This window comes from Catenibacterium mitsuokai, assembly GCF_025148785.1.
Lineage (GTDB): Bacteria > Bacillota_I > Bacilli_A > Erysipelotrichales > Coprobacillaceae > Catenibacterium > Catenibacterium mitsuoka.
In genome coordinates, this window is the sequence record NZ_CP102271.1 from 2,023,904 (window position 1) to 2,043,358 (window position 19,455).

23 protein-coding genes, 1 tRNA gene and 1 pseudogene are annotated in these 19,455 nt (G+C 32.1%); 10 read left to right on the top strand and 15 right to left on the bottom strand.

The features are described 5' to 3' along the window. Positions 1 to 172: 172 nt before the first annotated feature. A complete protein-coding gene (locus NQ499_RS10425) occupies positions 173 to 322 on the bottom strand; it encodes a hypothetical protein (RefSeq protein ID WP_006506739.1) in 150 nt (49 codons plus the stop codon). 104 nt (positions 323 to 426) lie between these two features. Then, a complete protein-coding gene (locus NQ499_RS10430) occupies positions 427 to 561 on the bottom strand; it encodes a hypothetical protein (RefSeq protein WP_259848502.1) in 135 nt (44 codons plus the stop codon). Positions 562 to 777: 216 nt separating this feature from the next. Between NQ499_RS10430 and NQ499_RS10435 the strand changes: the two genes are divergently transcribed. Further along, positions 778 to 1,041 (top strand): tryptophan synthase subunit alpha, encoded by a 264-nt coding sequence (locus NQ499_RS10435; protein ID WP_006506741.1) that lies wholly within the window; start codon positions 778 to 780, stop codon positions 1,039 to 1,041. A 50-nt stretch (positions 1,042 to 1,091) separates the two neighbouring features. On the opposite strand, the gene NQ499_RS10440 is transcribed toward NQ499_RS10435, so the two are convergent. Next, the gene (locus NQ499_RS10440; protein WP_006506742.1) at positions 1,092 to 1,790 is read right to left on the bottom strand and encodes a CvpA family protein; all 699 of its coding nucleotides are present in this window, start codon (positions 1,788 to 1,790) and stop codon (positions 1,092 to 1,094) included. A 701-nt stretch (positions 1,791 to 2,491) separates the two neighbouring features. Between NQ499_RS10440 and NQ499_RS10445 the strand changes: the two genes are divergently transcribed. The 5 genes from NQ499_RS10445 (at position 2,492) to NQ499_RS10465 (ending at position 6,027) form a co-directional block, all read left to right on the top strand. Further along, positions 2,492 to 2,989 carry a GNAT family N-acetyltransferase gene (locus tag NQ499_RS10445; RefSeq protein ID WP_006506743.1) on the top strand — a complete coding sequence of 166 codons (498 nt, stop codon included), beginning with the start codon at positions 2,492 to 2,494 and terminating at the stop codon, positions 2,987 to 2,989. Continuing rightward, positions 2,986 to 3,441 carry a hypothetical protein gene (locus NQ499_RS10450; protein WP_006506744.1) on the top strand — a complete coding sequence of 152 codons (456 nt, stop codon included), beginning with the start codon at positions 2,986 to 2,988 and terminating at the stop codon, positions 3,439 to 3,441. Before NQ499_RS10445 ends, NQ499_RS10450 begins: the two co-directional genes overlap by 4 nt. 263 nt (positions 3,442 to 3,704) lie before the next feature. Next, a complete protein-coding gene (locus NQ499_RS10455) occupies positions 3,705 to 4,313 on the top strand; it encodes an NUDIX hydrolase N-terminal domain-containing protein (protein ID WP_006506745.1) in 609 nt (202 codons plus the stop codon). Between the two features lie 238 nt (positions 4,314 to 4,551). Beyond that, positions 4,552 to 4,980 carry an HTH domain-containing protein gene (locus tag NQ499_RS10460; RefSeq protein WP_006507027.1) on the top strand — a complete coding sequence of 143 codons (429 nt, stop codon included), beginning with the start codon at positions 4,552 to 4,554 and terminating at the stop codon, positions 4,978 to 4,980. Positions 4,981 to 5,061: 81 nt separating this feature from the next. Next, positions 5,062 to 6,027: an IS3 family transposase gene (locus NQ499_RS10465; protein WP_259848503.1), complete on the top strand. Its 966-nt coding sequence runs from the start codon at positions 5,062 to 5,064 to the stop codon at positions 6,025 to 6,027. On the opposite strand, the gene NQ499_RS10470 is transcribed toward NQ499_RS10465, so the two are convergent. From NQ499_RS10470 to NQ499_RS10505, 8 genes and pseudogenes are all read right to left on the bottom strand, one after another. Beyond that, positions 5,977 to 6,348 carry a hypothetical protein gene (locus tag NQ499_RS10470; RefSeq protein ID WP_006507025.1) on the bottom strand — a complete coding sequence of 124 codons (372 nt, stop codon included), beginning with the start codon at positions 6,346 to 6,348 and terminating at the stop codon, positions 5,977 to 5,979. The genes NQ499_RS10465 and NQ499_RS10470 overlap by 51 nt on opposite strands. 128 nt (positions 6,349 to 6,476) lie before the next feature. After that, positions 6,477 to 6,839, bottom strand: a pseudogene (locus NQ499_RS10475) (nucleotidyl transferase AbiEii/AbiGii toxin family protein); the annotation flags it as partial. Between the two features lie 214 nt (positions 6,840 to 7,053). After that, the gene (locus NQ499_RS10480; RefSeq protein WP_259848504.1) at positions 7,054 to 7,335 is read right to left on the bottom strand and encodes a hypothetical protein; all 282 of its coding nucleotides are present in this window, start codon (positions 7,333 to 7,335) and stop codon (positions 7,054 to 7,056) included. A 188-nt stretch (positions 7,336 to 7,523) separates the two neighbouring features. Next, entirely contained in the window at positions 7,524 to 8,018 is a 495-nt protein-coding gene (locus NQ499_RS10485) for a nucleotidyl transferase AbiEii/AbiGii toxin family protein (protein ID WP_006504508.1), read from the bottom strand. Beyond that, positions 8,018 to 8,596, bottom strand: coding sequence for a type IV toxin-antitoxin system AbiEi family antitoxin domain-containing protein (locus NQ499_RS10490; protein ID WP_006504509.1), 579 nt, complete (start codon positions 8,594 to 8,596; stop codon positions 8,018 to 8,020). Before NQ499_RS10490 ends, NQ499_RS10485 begins: the two co-directional genes overlap by 1 nt. A gap of 146 nt (positions 8,597 to 8,742) precedes the next feature. After that, positions 8,743 to 9,237 carry a nitroreductase family protein gene (locus NQ499_RS10495; protein ID WP_040389569.1) on the bottom strand — a complete coding sequence of 165 codons (495 nt, stop codon included), beginning with the start codon at positions 9,235 to 9,237 and terminating at the stop codon, positions 8,743 to 8,745. 168 nt (positions 9,238 to 9,405) lie between these two features. Then, entirely contained in the window at positions 9,406 to 11,487 is a 2,082-nt protein-coding gene (locus NQ499_RS10500; RefSeq protein ID WP_006504511.1) for a glycogen synthase, read from the bottom strand. A gap of 199 nt (positions 11,488 to 11,686) precedes the next feature. Beyond that, positions 11,687 to 11,815, bottom strand: a complete 129-nt coding sequence (locus tag NQ499_RS10505) for a hypothetical protein (protein WP_006504512.1) — start codon at positions 11,813 to 11,815, stop codon at positions 11,687 to 11,689. A 494-nt stretch (positions 11,816 to 12,309) separates the two neighbouring features. Between NQ499_RS10505 and NQ499_RS10510 the strand changes: the two genes are divergently transcribed. The 4 genes from NQ499_RS10510 to NQ499_RS10525 all read left to right on the top strand — a co-directional run bounded on the left by NQ499_RS10510 (position 12,310) and on the right by NQ499_RS10525 (position 16,332). Further along, the gene (locus tag NQ499_RS10510; RefSeq protein ID WP_006504514.1) at positions 12,310 to 13,650 is read left to right on the top strand and encodes an ATP-binding protein; all 1,341 of its coding nucleotides are present in this window, start codon (positions 12,310 to 12,312) and stop codon (positions 13,648 to 13,650) included. 251 nt (positions 13,651 to 13,901) lie between these two features. Continuing rightward, a complete protein-coding gene (locus NQ499_RS10515) occupies positions 13,902 to 14,246 on the top strand; it encodes an inorganic diphosphatase (protein WP_006504515.1) in 345 nt (114 codons plus the stop codon). Positions 14,247 to 14,519: 273 nt separating this feature from the next. Next, positions 14,520 to 15,554: a PDDEXK nuclease domain-containing protein gene (locus tag NQ499_RS10520; protein ID WP_040389570.1), complete on the top strand. Its 1,035-nt coding sequence runs from the start codon at positions 14,520 to 14,522 to the stop codon at positions 15,552 to 15,554. A 124-nt stretch (positions 15,555 to 15,678) separates the two neighbouring features. Beyond that, positions 15,679 to 16,332, top strand: coding sequence for a helix-turn-helix domain-containing protein (locus tag NQ499_RS10525; protein ID WP_006504517.1), 654 nt, complete (start codon positions 15,679 to 15,681; stop codon positions 16,330 to 16,332). Between the two features lie 122 nt (positions 16,333 to 16,454). Here NQ499_RS10525 and NQ499_RS10530 read toward each other — a convergent pair. From NQ499_RS10530 to NQ499_RS10545, 4 genes are all read right to left on the bottom strand, one after another. Next, positions 16,455 to 16,531 (bottom strand) — tRNA-Arg (locus NQ499_RS10530). A 26-nt stretch (positions 16,532 to 16,557) separates the two neighbouring features. Beyond that, the gene (gene cysE, locus NQ499_RS10535; protein ID WP_022425388.1) at positions 16,558 to 17,097 is read right to left on the bottom strand and encodes a serine O-acetyltransferase; all 540 of its coding nucleotides are present in this window, start codon (positions 17,095 to 17,097) and stop codon (positions 16,558 to 16,560) included. 289 nt (positions 17,098 to 17,386) lie between these two features. Then, positions 17,387 to 18,598 carry an ATP-binding protein gene (locus NQ499_RS10540; RefSeq protein ID WP_006504520.1) on the bottom strand — a complete coding sequence of 404 codons (1,212 nt, stop codon included), beginning with the start codon at positions 18,596 to 18,598 and terminating at the stop codon, positions 17,387 to 17,389. Positions 18,599 to 18,729: 131 nt separating this feature from the next. Continuing rightward, on the bottom strand, positions 18,730 to 19,395 hold the full coding sequence (locus tag NQ499_RS10545; RefSeq protein ID WP_006504521.1) for a phosphatase PAP2 family protein: 666 nt from the start codon (positions 19,393 to 19,395) through the stop codon (positions 18,730 to 18,732). Positions 19,396 to 19,455 lie beyond the last annotated feature (60 nt).

The window sequence follows — 19,455 nt, forward strand, 5'->3', positions numbered from 1 at the left end:
AAAAAACTTCTATCACAGTTATTTATAGAGCATAACTATTTACTCACTTATATTATACCGCATATCTTCTAGTCATGTATTTCCTAAGTCTTCTACAACGCCTCTGATAAGGTGCTAATCATGTTTTTTGTTAGAACAAACAAAAAAGAACGGCTAAACTGTTCTTACTTACCTAGTATTCATTTGACTTAGAAAATGTATAATATCCATCTATTTCAATTTTACCATTACTTAATTTTTTAAATTTAACATTCTTCTTATAATCATTTTCTACTAAATAATCACCTACACTATATGATTCATAATATGAATGATAAGGCATTCTTTTGTATTTTGTATAAGTTATTTTATTACCTTTTCTTTTACCAGAATAAATAAAATCACAAGTATTCTTTTTATTAAACGTTATTCACTCATAGTATGCTCCTATAATTTTGGTAATTCGATGTCATTTACAATATAATTATCATCAACATTCCCATTTTTACTTAATTTCATCATACTTAATTCATTTGCAATAGTCTTCAATCCCTTTAGAATAGAATCATGAGTTACAATCAAATGACCAAACTCTAAAGAACAATACCTGAGAACAAGGCGATACAGAAATATAAGGCTACACATTATGCATAAAAAAATTGCCTGCCACAACGTGGCAGGCAAGGGTACATGTTTTTAATTATTTCACCTGTCTACTTGACAGGGGCGGTTCACAAATCCAAATAAAACTGATTAATGCAATAACTACATCTAAAAATTTAAAAGGTATTTTATTATGTGTCTTCTGTAGGTGTTACTGGTGTACGTTCAAAGATTGTAACTGATATTGGTGCAATGGTTGACTTAATACGTGAAGTCACAGATGTACCTTTAGCGGTCGAATTTGGAATCTCTAAACCAGAGCAGACAAAAAAGATGGCATCTCAATCAGATGGTGCCATCGTTGGTAATGCGATTATTAAGATTATTGAAAAATATGGAAAAGATGCCCCGCAATATGTAGAAGCATATGTAAAAGAGATGGTGAAAGCACTTAAGTAAACTTGGTCCTGGGATCAAGTTTTTTTCATAAAAAAGAGCGCTCACGCGCTCTAATCTGGAATTCTATTATATCTCTTTCCATTTACTTCAAGTTCATTATTGTTTATTCTATTAAGGTGAATAGTCTGATCAATCTCTTTTGATTTATAATCATAATTACTTGTATAATCATAAGTATAACAATAGAATCTTACTTCGTTATTTGTTCGACTTCCTGCATATATACATTTATACTCTGATTCTCTTTTCTCCTCACCCCTATTTGTTTCAAAGAATGCTACATCATCACCACGTATATCAAAATAATTTCCTTCTAGATCTCCTTCTATCTTCCATATTCCATCATATACATGGTTAATATCATAATTTACTTTCGCATAAATACCACCACCAAGTAGAAGAACACATACGACAATGAGTGAAACAAATACTTTTTTATTCTTCTTGAATGCATGGCAGAATGCCATAAATGTACTTTTGATAGATTCTTCATTTTCAGGCTCTTCTAATTTTGGTTCATGTAACATCTTACCTTGAGTTGTAAGCATGACCCCTATTCCATTTATTGCCTTTCCAAATACCCATACAAGAATCATTAAGAATACGAAAATGACTGCGTAATAGATTTTTCTACTTAGTAAATAATTATTTCCTAGATAATGATACAAAAGAAATGCATTCACTAGTATACCTATTAGCGTAAAAATCTTTGATAATGCTTTAAGTTCCCTTCCTAATCTATAGTGCATAATTAATCTCCCTTCATATTAGATTGTCTCTCATTATATCATACGATTATTTAAAAATAGTTCTATTTTCATCAGATGCTCAATATTCACATCTATATTCACAATATACATAACTAGGAAGTCCTTGCATTGTATAGACACAAAAAAAACATTAACCAGAGAGTTAGCAACCAGAATATTATTCTAGATTCTAGAAGATATTCACTATATATAATTTGACTTTTTTGCTAAGAGGTTATGATGTAGATAAAGAAAAGGTCGGTATGGAGACCTCAAAAAACCATGTCCAGTGGTCGGAGCAGAGACCTAAAACTTGCATCCATTACATCGGAACTCTTCGGAGTTCCTTTTTTATTGCAAAAAAGTTCTTTCGATTGAAAGAACTGAAATGTATGTTGGTTTATTTACTGTTTTAACATAAATCATTTATGCTATTTTGATAAATATTTATGTTATTTTTCATTTATTTATCTTATTTAATGTTTTTACATAAATTATTAATGTTATTTCGATTAAAATTTATGTTAATTTTATGATTTTTATCTAATTTTCGTTGTTTTTGATCAATTACATAAAAGAAGTTATGTTATTTTTTGAACAATTGAGACATTTAACTAAAAACACATTTCTCTATCTTAAGAAAACTTAAGTACCTTACCATCTACCCTATTAGTATAATAAGATAAACGGAGGGAATGACCATGAACAATACTCTTACATTTAGATTTGCGAAGCGTAGTGATACAGCACTTATTCTTCAATTCATTAAAGAATTAGCTGCTTATGAGAAGATGCTAGATGAAGTAGTTGCAGATGAATCCACACTTGAAACATGGATATTTGATAAACAGAAAGCAGAAGTGATCTTTGCGGTAGTAGATAATAAAGAAATAGGTTTTGCCTTATTCTTCCATAACTTCTCTACATTCCTAGGACGTTCTGGTATTTATCTAGAAGATTTGTATGTAAAACCAGAATGTCGTGGAAACGGTTATGGTAAGGCAATTCTTAAGAAGCTCGCTTCTATTGCAGTAGAACGTGGCTGTGGACGTTTAGAATGGTGGTGTCTTGACTGGAATAAGCCTAGTATTGATTTCTATTTATCTCTAGGTGGCAAGCCTATGTCAGATTGGACAGTATATAGAATTACTGAAGATACTCTAAAAGAACTCGCAGACTACGAGGAGGTGTTCCTATGAATAAGAAAACGATTATATCTATCATATTTGCCTGTATTATTATTGTAAGTGGTGTAATGTATTGGAATTATTCTAAAGACTATAATCATGTAATCAAAGAGAACTGGAATATATCTATTCCTTCAGATTCTGATTATTCTGAAGTATATAGTAAGGATGCTGGATCAAGTTTTAATGGAGATGGTGTCCGTTATCATGTTTTTACATATGAGAATGAAGAACCTATCGAAAAGATGTTTTCCTGGAAAAAAGATCAAGGAGAAACCATCTATGATGGCAACTATCAAGATGCAACCAACAGATGGCTGGATGAGATCAATGTACTTGCAATAAGTCGTCCTCAACACACCGATTGTGTCTATTGGTATAAGTCACATGAAGACCATAGTGAAATAATCATGTTATGGAATAAGAAAGACAAGAGACTCTATGTTGTAGAGTCCTTCATGTAGAAAGAACCTGTTCAAATGAGCAGGTTCTTTTACAGTTCGTATTTATTTGCAATCCTTTCAAGTACTTCATCAGCATCTATAATGTTACCTTCGTTAAACTGTTGTCTTGAAAGAACCATTAAGTGTGTAATGTTTTATGCCAAAAGAGATATCCTCCACAGCACTATTTTCAAATATAATATAATAATATTTTCATATCATCTGCTTAATGGATCCTATTTAGTGCTATACTATTAACAAGCAATAGTAAGGAGGCATAAGTTATGGACAAAGTATTAGAATGGGCAAAAGAATTACAGAGCCTTGCACAAGCAGGACTTTTCTATGGACACGATGTATATGATAAAGAGCGTTATCAGCGTATAAGAGAGATTGCAGCAGAAATGATGTTAACAAGAACAGATGTACCAGCCGAAAAGATTCATGGATTATTCTGTAATGATGTAGGCTATCAAACGCCAAAAGTAGACACTCGTGCAGCTATATTCAAGGATGGAAAGATTCTTCTTGTAAAAGAAAAAGGGCAATGGTCTGTTCCTGGAGGATGGTGTGAATTTAATCTTTCTCCTGCTGATAATGTAGTGAAAGAAACTAAAGAAGAAGCAGGATTGGATGTCTGTGTTAAAAAGGTCATATCTGTACAAGATAGAGATAAGCATAACCTTCCACCTTATGCTTATGGTGTTGTAAAGATTTTCTACTTATGTGAAGTACTAGGTGGAAAGTTTGTTGAAAATATAGAAACAACTGAAAGTAGATATTTTTCTAAAGAAGAACTTCCAGAATTAGCTGAACATAAATGTAACAAAGAACAAATACTGATGTGTTTTGACGCTTATCAATCTGATCATTGGACAGTAACTTTTGATTAGAAATTATATCTTTCAAATTAACACCACTAAAAAAATGGGGCTGTAACGAATAAATAGTATTTACTACTACCTTGAAAGTTACAGCTTTTTTTCGTATATTCCCACCTAAAAAGGTTATTCACCACGTAAAATGGACCCTGTAAAAAGGACACGATAAAAAAGGATATTTATTTCGTGACCCTGTTTTACAGGGTTTTTATTTTGCATAGTATAATGATTATAGAATGGTGGTGTTATTATGGGAGTAAACTATTTTAGTGATGAACAAGTAAAGGAACTCGAAAAGAATCCATATGTAAAGAAAGTATCTATCAAAAGCATAACCTATTCAGAAAAATTCAAAGAACTCTTCTGGATTGATTTACAGAAAGGCATGATGCCTGGAAACATATTTAGAAAGTATGGATTTGATCCTCATATGTTAGGATCTAGTCGAACTCTCAAGTTCACAGATCGTGTAAGGAAAGAAGCAGCAAGGGAAGAAGGATTCAAGGATACCAGAGGCACAAAATCCGGAAGACCTTCTACAAAGAATCTTACCATTGAGGAACAGCTAGAAAGGCTTAAGCAGAAAAATAAAATTCTCCAGCAGGAGAACGATTTTTTAAAAAGAGTGAGATTTATCAACAGAAAGCAAATATTAAAACTGCAGAAGGGCAAACAATAAGAGAAAAATATAAAATGATAGATAGAACTCTTGAATCACCTAGTAATAATCTGAGTGTCTCAGCATTATGTGATACTGCAGGTGTTTCAAGAAGTGGGTTCTATTCATGGAAGAAACGAAAAGGTTATAAGCGAAAAAGAAGAACAAGACCGTAAGGATTTTGAACTGATTTTAGAAGCATACAGGTTCAAAGGATATGACAAGGGCAGACGTGGTATTCATATGCGTCTTCTTCACATGGGCATTGTGATAAACCATAAAAAGATTTCAAGACTGATGAAGAAATACGGACTATTCTGTCCAATAAGAAAAGCCAATCCTGCAAGAAGAATGGCTAAGGCAATGAAAACATCAAATTATGCAGATAATATTCTAAACAGACACTTCGAGGAATATGGTCCTGGATATGTGCTTGAAACAGATATTACTTATCTATTCTACGGTCACAAAAGATCTAAAGCCTATCTATCGGTGATAAAGGATGGATTTACAAAGCAGATTCTTGCATATGTATTATCACCGTCTTTAGAAGTAGACTTTGTCCTGGAGACAATCAATCAGCTTTACAGTAAACATAAGCATAATATTCACACTGATGCTTTGATACACAGTGATCAGGGTGTGCATTATACAAGTGTCAAGTTTATTGACTTACTCAAGAGCCTGGAAATCAGACAGTCAATGTCAAGAAGAGGAAACTGCTGGGACAACGCTCCCCAGGAATCCTTCTTCGGACATATGAAAGATGAGATAGGTAGATATACAGAGAATGCCTGCTCATATGAAGAACTAAAGGAAATAATAGATTCCTATATGGTTTATTACAACAATGATCGTTATCAGTACAATCTGGCCAAACTTTCACCAAATGAATATTTTGAATATTATATAACTGGTGAATACCCACTAATTCATGTCGCAAAGGAGCCTGATGAATATAAGGAAAAATTCAGACAGATAAGAAATAATCTTGATAGAAACTCAACGCTCGAGAAATTAGTAGCTATCCTTCAAAGAATAACTCATTTCAAACAGTCCATCAGGTAGTCTGCGTAAATGACTTCTGATTATATCTATATCATTATTACTTAATGATGCAAAGCCAAAATCATCCATCTTAGTGAATATAACAGTGCCATTAAAATAACCGTCAGCATCATCTGGAAATGATCTGTAAACAATAGTATGACCAGTATCATATACACTTAAATCCTTTACAAGAAGATAGACTGATGGATCATCATCAAATATATAATCTCGGTAGTCAAATACACCAAGTTCATTTCTTATGACTTCCTTCATTCTATCTGTTTCCAATACACATAAAACTCCATCTTTAATAATTACATATTTACATAGTTTACACATAAAAATATCCTCCTGGTTAATTACACCTAGAGGATATCTTTATTTCTAATCATTTTTAAGCGCCTTTTTATTTAATGTCCTTGACTCGGGGTCCACATTAACGTGGCGGTGAATAACCTTTTCATATTTCAGACGCACTTAAAAAGAACTTGCCCCTTTCTTAAAATAATTTTATCAATCAAATAGTTTAGTGTTTCTATGTTAGTAGAAAACTCTATGCAACTTGCATATTTATGCTTTTGAGTATATCTTTTCCACAATCTCTGTAAAGTTGAATCTTGACTAATAGAAAGTATTATCTCTTTAGAATCTCGTAGCAGAGAGTTAGTTTTTCTTTTTGTGCATGTCTTAATAAACGCTAAAGACAAATCATCATAATCTATGGACTCTTTGTAAGATCCAAAAAGAGTTGTCACATCATAAAAATCACGCATCCTTGTATTCAAAACTCCTCTTGAAAGGATTGTTTGTATTTTTTCCGCAAGCAGTGTTTCTAAATTATAAGACCCTGACTACTCCCACGGGCAAGCCCGCGGGGTCCTGATTGCCAAGTGTAGCTTGTAATCGTACATCATTTTCAGACTTTGGAGTTACAAGTGTAAATCTATTTGAATCAGAACTTTCATTACCAAGCAGTCCAGCGACCACATTAACGGTAAATTTCTACTTTCGTAAGGAAGTATAATCAATCTCCCTGAATATGTTTTACGCTATCTTAATTCCGCTATTGAATACCTTGATCTCGTTAACCTTAATCCATTCGATTAGAGCTTTTTCTTTGTTGTAACACTTATCAAATTCAGAAATGCATTTGTTTTTATCGATATTTTTAGTTCTGTAATCGTAACAGTATAATAGGAATGATGAATACCAGTCTCTTTGTACTAGAGTTCCATCTGCTAAATGATACATCCTGTTAGATAATTTCTTCTTTATGTAATCATCTGCTGTATGGTCATATTGTGATGCTCTATAATCATTAGGCACTTCTATATATGTACCACCAGTGGTCTTGAATTTTTCTTCTACAGTAGCCTAAAACCCAGAAGGGCATCTATTCTTTATAGACCTGCCAAAACGTTTTTTCTTATTAAACTTACCCTTATGCTTAACTCAAGTAAAAATTATGTGGCTTTCATCCCATAGGCAAGCCTATGGGTTTTTCGCCACAAAATTTATAACTGTATCGTTCTTTCTTCTAACAACAATGGATATTCATATTTTATTTCATTTGGCGTGATTACATCCCCTGTAGATATATCTATTTTAATCGGAACCACAAGTTCTTCAAGTTTTGCATCTATATGAACTCTTAATCCCGGATATTCCATTTTATCCATGACATCTAACACGTCTTTCAAAGCAAATTCAATATGATCATCAAGAACTATATCTTTAATCTCGCTGATAATTTTCGTTGTTTCTTCCTTCGTTAAATCAAAATTACGTATTGTTGTATCAATATCCATTGTCGAACGCATTGCAATACCAATCATAGAAGTCACCAATATTCCGCCTTTGATTATAAAATCATCTTTATACTTTGAATACCTTATTCGCTCCAGAAAACGTTCCATCATATATATTCTCAACAAAGCAATTGGATCTGTACCATTTTTCTTAGCTAAATTCTTGATCTTTCCTTTTATTTGTGCAGGAGTCAAATACATTACAACAATATCTCCATATATTGTTTAATTATTTTTTCCAGTCTAAATGTCTTCGCATAAAACATTAAACGGTTTAGATCCTTATCTTTTCTTTTTACATAGGATTTTAATGCAGCATTAAAATCCTGTATTTCAAAATTACTTCTATTTCTTACCAAATCACAAACTGTTCTTTCTAAATCATACATTGGAATCTCATGACCGAATTGATTTACAACAGTTTTTTTACCCAAATCCAATAGTTCTCTCTTTACAGTATACACTTTATACCCAGCGCGAGTTAAGGTAGTTGGATTATAGCCAGAATACATCGTAATATTATGAATCATAGGTTCTCGATCCACTAAACCATAATAATACAAAGCATCATCGTGAGATACCACTCCTTTTGGACAACGTAACGATAATACATAGGCTTCATCTTCTAATGTTTCTTTTGAGATATAAATACCTGGTCCTACCTTTTCCATATTATTTCTCTTAATGAAATTATAAATAGACTGTCTAGACAAATTCACTTCTTTTAAACTTTTTAAATTCAAAACACCATTATTCATATAACTAAGTATTTCATCCATGATATCACCTCATGTTTACATTCTTGCTAATATTATATATTATATTAGTGTTTTTGTAAATCGAATTCCTCACAGATTACTCCTCCTATAAGAATCATACTCAATTATTTTGAAAATTTCTTAGATTCATCTACAAAAATGCGCTTTTATAACACGTAATGTATTCTATCTTTATCAAAACGATTCTGTTGAGGACGCACTGATTCAGGATATCCACATGCAATAATTGCGAAAGCTTCTAAGTTTTCAGGTATATTTAATACTTCACGCACTGCATCCATTCTCTCTTTTAATGGTGCAATACCTAACCATACAGCACCAAGTCCAAGTGAATCTGCTTCTAATAGAAGATTTTCTACTGATGCACTCATATCAATATGGACATATTCAGGCATTCTACAGTTAATACGATAACATGCAACAAAAGTAAGAGGTGCAGATGCACAGCATGATGCATAAGGGCTTGTTTTTGATAGCTTTTCTATTGTTTCTTTATTTTTAACTACATAGAATTCCCAAGGCTGTTGGTTTCCTGCAGATGGTGCAGCCATAGCACCCTTCAACATCATTTCTACTTTTTCATCCTCTACCTGCTTATCTAGATATTTTCTAACACTTGTTCTGTGAAATAATTCTTTCATTCTTATTCTCCTTATCCCTAAATAATTTATATGTTGTCTAATAGTTATTAAGATTATCTCCCAAGTTCTATCTTTTTTCTCCCAAATTGATACCATTTTTGGGAGATAAATAATTATATTGGGAAAAAAATGCAACGTTAGATTACTAACATTGCATTTTTGTTTACATTAATATTTAGGTGTTAATCCTACATACATATCTTTGTAGTGTTTTGCACTCTGTTCCCAAGAGACATCTTTGTTCATATTACGAACTACCATGTCATCCCAGTATGGTCTACTTTCGAAGTAAAGTGTCTTAGCACGATTGATTGCATCATATAAAAGTCCACTTTCATATCTATCGAATGTAAATCCATTACCAGTGTTATCAAATAAGTTATAAGGCTGTACTGTATCTTTTAATCCACCAGTTTCTCTTACGATTGGTACTGAACCATATCTCATACTAATTAACTGAGTTAATCCACATGGTTCAAATCTAGATGGTACTAATAATGCATCACATCCAGCATAGATGTTATGTGCTACATTTTCATTGTAGGCAATATAAGCACAGAAGTTACCCTTATACGCGTTTTCATAATAACGGAATGCATCTTCATATTCGGCATCACCTGTACCTAATACAACAACCTGTGTATGTTCATCCATAATATGTGGAATTACACTATTTACAAGATCTAGACCCTTCTGGTTAGTCAAACGTGAAATCAAACCAATGACAATCTTATGATCATCTACTTCTAATCCTAATGATTCCTGTAAAGCTTTCTTATTTGCTTTCTTGTTTTCAATAACATTCGTACTATCATATGGCGCAGCTAATAATTTATCAGTTGCTGGATTCCAAATATCTGTATCAATACCATTTACGATACCTACAAGCTTGTTATGATGATATCTTAAGTGTTCTTCAAGACCTTCACCATATTCTTCAGTCTGGATTTCACCAGCATATGTATTACTTACAGTAGTTACAACATTACTATAAGTAATACCACCCTTTAACATATTCGCATCCAACCAATTCTGTGTGAGGCAGTCTTTATTAAATACATAATCAGGAAGTCCTGACCAGTACTGAATAGTCTTTCTATCATAGATTCCCTGGAATCTTAAGTTATGAATAGTAAGTACGCAGCTTGCACGTCCTACATTGCTGTCTTTGAAGCATGTTCTTAAATAGAGTGGAACTAAAGCAGCCTGCCAGTCATGACAATGTACAACATCCGGTGTCCAATCTAAATAGTTAAGTGCTGCAAGAGCCGCTTTACCAAAATAACAGAATTTAGGAATATCATCGATTAGATTAGTATATGGATTACCCCAAGAGAAGAATTCATCGTTATCAATAAAATCATAAACAACGCCATCTTCCTGGTATTCCATAATACCTACATAATACTGTTTACCATCTGCACATAAGTCCATAGAGAATGAACCTTTATATTCCATCTTTTCCTGGAACTTCTGTGGAATACATTTATATCTAGGAATAATAACCTTAACATCACAATTCAACTTAGCAAGACTCTTAGGAAGAGCAGACATAACATCTCCTAATCCACCAGTCTTTACAAATGGATAACATTCAGAACCAATGAATGCTACACTTCTACGTGGGCCTAAATCAACTGGTGCTGGAGCAGGAGTTTCCTGAACAACTACTTCAGGTTCTACTTCAACCTTCTTTTCAACTTCAGGAGCTACTGTTTCTTCTACTTTAGGTTCTTCCTTCTTAACTGTTTCTTTCTTAGTAGCTGTAGCCTTCTTAGTTGTCTTCTTTGCAGTTGCTTTCTTAGTTGTCTTTTTAGGTGCTTCTTCTTTTACAGTTTCTGTCTTAGCTGCAGCTTTTTTAGCTGTAGTCTTCTTAGTTGTTGCTTTCTTTGTTGCAGTCTTTTTAGCTGTTTCCTTTACAGGCTCTACCTTTTTAGTTTCAGCCTTTACAGCTGTAGTCTTCTTAGTTGTTTCTTTTGCAGGAGCAGTTTTTTTAACTGTTGTTTTCTTTGTAGTTGCAGTCTTTTTAGCTGTTTCCTTTTTAGGTTCAGCTTCTGTTACTGTTTCTACTTTAGTAACTGTTTCCTTTACAGGAGTTTCTTTTTTAGTTGCAGTCTTAGTGGCTGTAGCTTTCTTAACTGTTTCCTTTACAGGAGCAGCTTCTTTTGTTGTATCCTTAGCAGCTGTTACTGTTTCTTTCTTAACAGCAGCTGCTTTTGTAGTTCTTTTCTTTGTAGTTTTCTTTCTCATATCTTCTTCTCCGATCTCTTAGATTAAATCAAAACATAAAAGCCTAACTTTCTCATTTTCTCTTGCAACATCCCCTACTATTACAATTAAACTTTAAGTTCACTTAAAGTTAGTAATATATTCAAAATATTTCTTTATTTATTGTACCATAATCTGTAAAAGTTGTTTATACAAAAGAGACTTATTCCAAAAAATGGATTTATGCATATTCCTCCAAGTACTTATTATATGTATTCTTATCAATACAAACATATACCTTATTCCAGAAAGCATCATAATCATTATTAATAGCTAATCTCTCATAGCATTTCTCTGCATTCTCTTTCATAACCACGAAGTACTTCTGCTTCTTCTATAAGTCCTATCTCATCAAATACTTTCACAGCATCAGCATATGATTTTAAATCTAATCCATCCATAACTAATCATATAATAGAATCAATAACAGCAATAATATTCTTGATCCACGAAGGATACTTTTCTAATTCACTTCTTATCTCAAGATATTCATTTCTTCAGTCACCTCTCTTGTAATATATTTTACCATTATTCTCTCAAACAATAGAAAAAATGAATCACTCGCAAGGATCATTTCAAAACATTCCATGTATTTAAACGGGGATTTGCGTATATTTAGCACTTATGTGAACGGGGATTTGCGTATGTTTAGCACTTATACGAACGGAGATTTGCGTATGTTTAATACTTATACGAACGGGGATTTACGTATGTTTAATACTTATACGAACGGGGATTTGCGTATTTTCTGCGTTCACTTGCACTCTAATTCAAGTTATAATAGAAAATGTGAAGTGATAATCTGTGGAAAAATCAGTTTTCAAAAGAAAAATATACAATGAAATACTTGAGTGGAAAGAAAATCGAAGTGATAAATATTCATTACTAATCAAAGGAGCGAAACGTATAGGAAAAAGTACAATTACTAAAGTGTTTGCAGAAAAAGAATTTAAATCATACATACTAATAGACTTTGCACATACAAGTAAGGAAATCATAGAATTATTCGATGACATGTACAATCTAGACTTTTTCTTTTTACAACTTCAACAATTCACAGGTGTTCGCTTATATGAGAATGAATCAGTCATTATTTTTGATGAAGTACAACTCCTCCCAAAAGCTAGACAAGCAATTAAATATCTGGTGGCTGATGGAAGATACAAATATATTGAAACTGGATCTCTTTTATCCATCAAGAAAAACACCAAAGACATTTTAATACCTAGCGAAGAACACAAGATATCTATGTATCCTATGGACTTTGAAGAGTTTTTATGGGCTATCGATGACACTATGACTGCAGATACAATAAAACTACTAATGAAGAGTAAAAAGCCTGCTGGTAATGCACTACATAGAAATCTTATGCGCACTTTCAGACTTTATATGCTTATAGGTGGCATGCCTCAAGCTATAGAATCATATCTAGAAAGTAATAATTTACAAGTAGTAGACGAAGTAAAAAGAGAAATTATAGACTTATATGAAGAAGACTTTATCAAAATTGATGGAACTGGACTTGCAGGAGACATTTATGATGCTATACCAGCAAATTTAAGCAGTAATGCATCAAGATATATATTATCAATCGCAAAAAATGGCATAAGAGCAAATAGAGTTCGAGAATTAATTCCTGATATGCTTAGTTCATTCACTGTAAATATTGCATATCATGCAAACAATCCTAATGTTGGTATGTCTCTAGAAAAGGATATTAATCGTTATAAATTATTTCTTTCTGACGTAGGATTGTTTATAACACTTATATTCAAAGATAAAGATTTCACCGAAAATATCATCTACAATAAACTCTTATCAAATAAACTCGATACTAATCTGGGATATGTGTACGAAAATGTCGTAACTCAAATGTTAATGGCGAAAGGCAATAATTTATTTTATTACACAATGAATAGTGATAATTCTAATCATCTATATGAAATTGATTTCTTATTTTCCAAAGGCAATAAAATATGTCCAATAGAGGTTAAGTCAGGAAACTATAGATCTCACAAATCATTAAATTTATTCTGTGATAAAGTCAGTAATAGAATCAAAGATAAATATGTTGTTCATACGAAAGATTATAAATCAGAAAATGGAATTCAATATATTCCTATTTATATGATTCCATTCATTTAACCGGAAACTAGGTTATATACCGTGATCACCACATTCAGAGAAAAAAACTGACTCAATTGGGGAAATACTGTTTCCCCAATTCAAAAACTACCCTTTCAGTATTACTGGATGTAAATTCTATTTAATCTGGTTGCATTATTTGAAACTGATGAGAACGAAAAAATGGCGTTTTGTTGAGTAATCTTGGTGCGAGAAATAGTATAATACATATAGGAAACTTCTTTTCCTAAATCCATAAGGGGAGGAATTTTATGCGTAATGATTATCCTAAAATTATTGGTAGTTTTGTTCATGGTAAAATAGACAGACCTATAGGTAGCCATCATCCTAAATATCCTGATATGACATATCCACTTAATTACGGATATGTAGATGATATTTTAGCTGAAGATGGTGAGCAGCAAGACATTTATTTGTTAGGTAGCGATAAGCCATTAACTGAATTTGGAGGTTATGTAATAGCTGTATATCGTAGAGATAATGATATTGAAGATAAATGGATTATTTCTCTTGATAATAAAAATTATAGTGATCAAGAAATTCTTAAACAAATAGCCTTTCAAGAAAAGTTTTTTACTGGTAAATTGCTTCGATGAATTCTATTTTTAAATTAAATAAATGCCAAAAAGAGATTTGAATGATAAACATACATCAGACAAATCTCTTTTATCATTTACAAGCTAAAAGCCTGTTTAAATTTTTAAAAATGGCGTTCCAAGATAAGATTTGAACTTACGACCTTTCGTTTAGGAGACCTATGCACTATAGGTCTGTAACGATTAACAAAAAACGTTTTATTTATTGTTATATAGATACAAATGATGAATGCAGGTATAATGAGATTATATGGAAAGTGTGGTGTATTACATATGAATGAAGTAAGCAATGAATTTCTAGATAGAGTTTCTTCATTAATCGAAGAAGCTAAAAAAAATGTTAAAACTGCTGTAAATATTGCTATGGTCTATACATATTTTGAGATTGGACGAATGATTATTGAAGAAGAACAAAATGGCGATAATCGAGCTGAATACGGTAAATATATAATTAAAAACTTATCATCCTTTTTGACTGAGCATTATGGTAAGGGATATTCCGTTGACAACCTAAAACTAATAAGAAGGTTTTATACAATCTATAAAACTGACTCAATTGGGGAAACAGTGTTTCCCCAATTCAAAAACTACCCTGCCACTGTTACAGGACGTAAATTTTACCTAAGCTGGTCGCATTATTTAAAACTAATGAGAATCACTAATATCGAGGAAAGACATTTCTACGAAATCGAATCCGTTAAAAATGATTGGAGTCTATCAGAATTAAAAAGACAATATGATTCTTCATTATATGAACGTTTAGCGTTAAGTAAAAACAAAGATGAAGTAATGTTGTTATCACAAAAGGGACAAATAATAGAAAAACCAGCAGATGCAATTAAAGATCCATATGTATTAGAATTTTTACAATTACCAGAATTACCTGTATATTCTGAAAGTGAGTTAGAGAATAAGATTATTGATCATTTACAGCAATTTTTACTTGAACTTGGAAAAGGTTATACATTTGTAGGCAGACAAGTTAGACTAACATTTGATGAGGAACATTTCAAAGTTGATTTAGTATTCTTCAATAGAATACTAAAATGTTTTGTATTAATTGATTTAAAAATCGGAGAATTGAAACACCAAGATATTGGACAAATGCAGATGTATGTGAATTACTATGACCGTAAAGTAAAACTTGAAGATGAAAATAATACAATTGGAATTATTCTATGTAAAGACAAAAAACAATCCATTGTAGAAATGACTTTACCTGAAAATAATAATCAAATCTTTGCGAGTAAATTCCAAACAGTATTACCAAGCAAAGAAGAATTACAAAACATTTTAAATGAAGAATAGAATCATAAATCGGATTTGGCAGATGTAAAAGGATTTTGACACGCATAATAAGTGATGTCAAAGCTATTTGATAGACAATAGTGGGTGTTATTCCTACAATAGAAGTGCAAGGAGGTATAGTGGCATGGAATATGATATTGGAAGCAAAATCAAGGCAGCACGAATTGGAAAAAAGCTGACGCAAGAACAGGTTGCCGAATTGTTGGGTGTAAGTCGTCAGACCATCTCAAATTGGGAAAACGAAAAATCCTATCCAGATATTATCAGTGTTATTAAAATGAGCGAATGCTACGATGTCTCTCTTGACTATTTATTGAAGGGAGAAGAAAAAATGAAAAACTATTATGATTATCTTGAAGAAAGTACGAATGTTGTTAAAAGCAATGCCAACAGAAACAAGATTGTTACGATTCTCTCTTATCTTTTGATTTGGGCATCTGCAATGATTGTGTTCTGGTTTTTTACAAGTGGAAGTGATGCTATGGGCTACAGTTTGATGCTCCTTTGGTTTATTCTTCCTGTAACTACATTTATTGTGTCCGTTATTATTGGTAAAGATAACTTTTGGGGGAAAGGAAAATGGGCATTCACTATTTTCTTTGGCGTAATGTATATGCTTGCTGAATATGGCACATTCAAAATAGCAAACAACATAACTTTTAACAAACTGAATTCCCCTGACTTGGGAATGATTGTAGCTGGCGCAATAATCTCTGCAATCGGAATGTTGGCAGGTTCACTGTGGAATAAGAAACGCCACAATCAAAAAAATAAATAACAAGAAAAATACTAATTCACCCATAAGAATTACCTGAAACAAAAAGAGATTTGAATGATGAACATACATCAATCAAATCTCTTTTATCATTTACAGGCTAAAAGCCTGTTAATATTTTAAAATGGCGTCCCAGATAAGATTTGAACTTACGACCTTTCGCTTAGGAGGCGAATGCTCTATCCAGCTGAGCTACTGAGACACTTATATAGGGGCTTATGCCCCTTTTTATAATTCGCGATGTACTTTGACACCATTCTCTTTCACAATCATACCAGGAACACCTACTACTGTACAGTTAGGTGGTACATCTTTCAATACAACTGAATTCGCACCTACAATACTGTTATCTCCAATAGTAATATCCCCAATAATTTTTGCACCAGCTGAAATCATTACATTATTGTGTAAGGTTGGATGTCTTTTACATGTATGTTCTCCTGTACCTACCCCTCCAAGAGTCACACCTTGATATAATAAACAATCATCACCAATAATAGTTGTTTCCCCAATTACAACTCCCATACCATGGTCAATAAATAATCGTTTACCAATCGTTGCACCTGGATGTATTTCAATCCCTGTAAAAAAGCGTGCTACTTGTGACAGGAAACGTGCAATTAATTTCATATGACATTTTGTCCATAAGAAATGATTGATGCGATAAAAAAAGATAGCATGTACACCTGGATAGTTCAATATTACATTGAACCAGTTACGTGATGCTGGATCATTTTCTAATACTGCACCAACAATAGTTTTCGCCATTCTCCCCACTCCTTTTTCCCTATTATAAGGATTTATCATTTGATGGTCAAACAATGTAATAATAAATCCTAGTCATCTTAGGGATTAGATACTTTCATTGACAAAATATAATATACTTTTTATTATCTTTCTAAACAGGGAGGCTATTATGTTTCATATTGCGATTGTAGATGATGATCAATCGATTCATCAAAAGTTAGAAAAAATGATTACTTCTATATTATTCAAATACCCTATACATTTTACAGTATCTCACTTCTTTTCTGGTAATGAGTTTCTCAACTCATTTCTAATACTCTTTACTTAATAAGAAATCTACTATATTCATTGTTTTTATTCCTTCATAATTACCACCCGCAAAATTATCTGCCATCACAACATACTTAGGATAATTATCTCTGATTTCTAAAAGCTGTTCATATTCCCTTTTCTGTGTTTTTTCAGACTTTATTTCCTGTGTTACCTGAACATAAATTTTTTCATTTTGTTTTGTAGCAACAAAATCAATTTCTTTATCTTTTATCTTACCAATATAAACATCATAGCCTCTTCTTTTAAGTTCTAAATATACTATGTTTTCTAGAGATGAAGCAATACTATCTACAGCATAGCCCAATGCAGAATAACGCAAAGAAACATCTGAAAGATAGAATTTCTCCTGTGTTTTTAATATATTCTTTCCTTGAAGATCATATCTAGAACACTTATGAAGAATATAGGCTTTCTGTAATTTCTCTAAATAACTACAAACTGTTTCATTATCAATTTTTCTCTGTTCTGATTTGAAATAATTAGAAATTGATTTTGCAGAAAATGTATTTCCAATATTATTAAACGTATATTTTACAACTCTTTCTAGCTGGTCTATCTTCTTGACTTGGTTTCTACGTACAATATCAGAAAAAATAGTTGAATTATAAATGTCCTTCACAATCGTGTAAACTTCATCCTGAGAATAATCCTGTAAATGAGTTGCAGGGAATCCACCCAATCGTACATATTGGCTAAATTCCTGTTTCAAATCCTTAAGAGTCGTATAGCTTTTCTTGAACATAAGATATTCTTCAAATGACAAAGTATATATATGAAAAGTAATATATCTGCCTGTTAGATATGTAGATATCTCTGAAGACATCATTCTTGAATTGGATCCTGTAATATAGATATCTACATCAAAGTCTGAAGCAAGCGTATTCACTACTTTTTCCCATCCTTCAATTTCTTGTATCTCATCTAAGAATAAGTATGTCTTTTTTGATTGTAGTATTTTCGATTTTATTTCTAGATACAATTCTTTTGTAGTCATATCTTCATATTCCATAGAATCGAAACAATAATTAAGAATCTGTTCATCATCTACTTGCTTCTCTTCTTTAAGCTTTTTAATAATCATCTTCAGAATTGTTGATTTACCACAGCGTCGAACTCCAGTCAATATTTTCACAAATGGAGTATCTACAAAAGGCATGATTTTATCTAAATATAATGGTCTCTCTATCATACAATCACCTCTTTCATATAAATTTTATAGCAAAACTAACTCATTCACAATAGTTTTGCGGTTTAAAACCGCAAAACTTTATTATTTTATAAACTATCGCGATTAAAAAAGATGTCATTTTACTGACACCTTTAGCCTTTATTAGGAAACTTTGAATATACGAATTGACGTAAACGAGGATGTTCTCTCTTATAAATCAATTGATAGAGTATATATGCAATGACAGCTGCTGCTACTGCATCCATACATGAATGCTGTTTGATGAACATTGTAGATAATGTAATAAGTACTGCTGAGATAATCGCAAATATATGCATTGGTTTATTATCTTTAAATTTTTTTGATTTAATAAGTGCTATCGCACATCCTATTGAATTAAATACATGAATACTTGGAAATACATTGGTTGGTTTATCTGCCCCATAAATAAATCTTAACCAGAACTGTTCAAAGGCATTCCCTGTAAGTACTTCTGGACGATGACAGAATGTTGTTGGGAAGATTGTGAATATGATGAGTGAAATAGTCATACCACAGGCTAGAAATGAAAAGCCACGATAGAATTCATCTGCATCATAAAAAAACAAGAATAACAAAGTTCCTGCAACAAATAAAAACCAATAGACATAGGGAATAATAAATGCTGGTACGAATGGTATGATACGATCCAATCCTACATACATATCAAAGAAATGACGGATATCTCTTTGTTGTAATCCAAAGTACCAAGGCATATAAAATACAAAATAGACAAGAACCCATGCATGTTCATGAGTCTTTATGAATTTCTTAATCATTTAATCACCCAAAGTTTATTCTATCGATTCAGTAGGTAATAGTCAACATAAAAAAACAGT

What these genes read in the sequence shown, in the direction of transcription:
- NQ499_RS10425 (WP_006506739.1), bottom strand. Translation starts at nt 322, where the DNA reads ATGCCTTATCATTCATATTATGAATCATATAGTGTAGGTGATTATTTA.
- NQ499_RS10440 (WP_006506742.1), bottom strand. Translation starts at nt 1,790, where the DNA reads ATGCACTATAGATTAGGAAGGGAACTTAAAGCATTATCAAAGATTTTT.
- NQ499_RS10445 (WP_006506743.1), top strand. Translation starts at nt 2,492, where the DNA reads ATGAACAATACTCTTACATTTAGATTTGCGAAGCGTAGTGATACAGCA.
- NQ499_RS10450 (WP_006506744.1), top strand. Translation starts at nt 2,986, where the DNA reads ATGAATAAGAAAACGATTATATCTATCATATTTGCCTGTATTATTATT.
- NQ499_RS10455 (WP_006506745.1), top strand. Translation starts at nt 3,705, where the DNA reads ATGGACAAAGTATTAGAATGGGCAAAAGAATTACAGAGCCTTGCACAA.
- NQ499_RS10460 (WP_006507027.1), top strand. Translation starts at nt 4,552, where the DNA reads ATGGGAGTAAACTATTTTAGTGATGAACAAGTAAAGGAACTCGAAAAG.
- NQ499_RS10470 (WP_006507025.1), bottom strand. Translation starts at nt 6,348, where the DNA reads ATGTGTAAACTATGTAAATATGTAATTATTAAAGATGGAGTTTTATGT.
- NQ499_RS10485 (WP_006504508.1), bottom strand. Translation starts at nt 8,018, where the DNA reads ATGTATTTGACTCCTGCACAAATAAAAGGAAAGATCAAGAATTTAGCT.
- NQ499_RS10490 (WP_006504509.1), bottom strand. Translation starts at nt 8,596, where the DNA reads ATGGATGAAATACTTAGTTATATGAATAATGGTGTTTTGAATTTAAAA.
- NQ499_RS10495 (WP_040389569.1), bottom strand. Translation starts at nt 9,237, where the DNA reads ATGAAAGAATTATTTCACAGAACAAGTGTTAGAAAATATCTAGATAAG.
- NQ499_RS10500 (WP_006504511.1), bottom strand. Translation starts at nt 11,487, where the DNA reads ATGAGAAAGAAAACTACAAAGAAAAGAACTACAAAAGCAGCTGCTGTT.
- NQ499_RS10505 (WP_006504512.1), bottom strand. Translation starts at nt 11,815, where the DNA reads ATGAAAGAGAATGCAGAGAAATGCTATGAGAGATTAGCTATTAATAAT.
- NQ499_RS10515 (WP_006504515.1), top strand. Translation starts at nt 13,902, where the DNA reads ATGCGTAATGATTATCCTAAAATTATTGGTAGTTTTGTTCATGGTAAA.
- NQ499_RS10520 (WP_040389570.1), top strand. Translation starts at nt 14,520, where the DNA reads ATGAATGAAGTAAGCAATGAATTTCTAGATAGAGTTTCTTCATTAATC.
- NQ499_RS10525 (WP_006504517.1), top strand. Translation starts at nt 15,679, where the DNA reads ATGGAATATGATATTGGAAGCAAAATCAAGGCAGCACGAATTGGAAAA.
- cysE (WP_022425388.1), bottom strand. Translation starts at nt 17,097, where the DNA reads ATGGCGAAAACTATTGTTGGTGCAGTATTAGAAAATGATCCAGCATCA.
- NQ499_RS10540 (WP_006504520.1), bottom strand. Translation starts at nt 18,598, where the DNA reads ATGATAGAGAGACCATTATATTTAGATAAAATCATGCCTTTTGTAGAT.
- NQ499_RS10545 (WP_006504521.1), bottom strand. Translation starts at nt 19,395, where the DNA reads ATGATTAAGAAATTCATAAAGACTCATGAACATGCATGGGTTCTTGTC.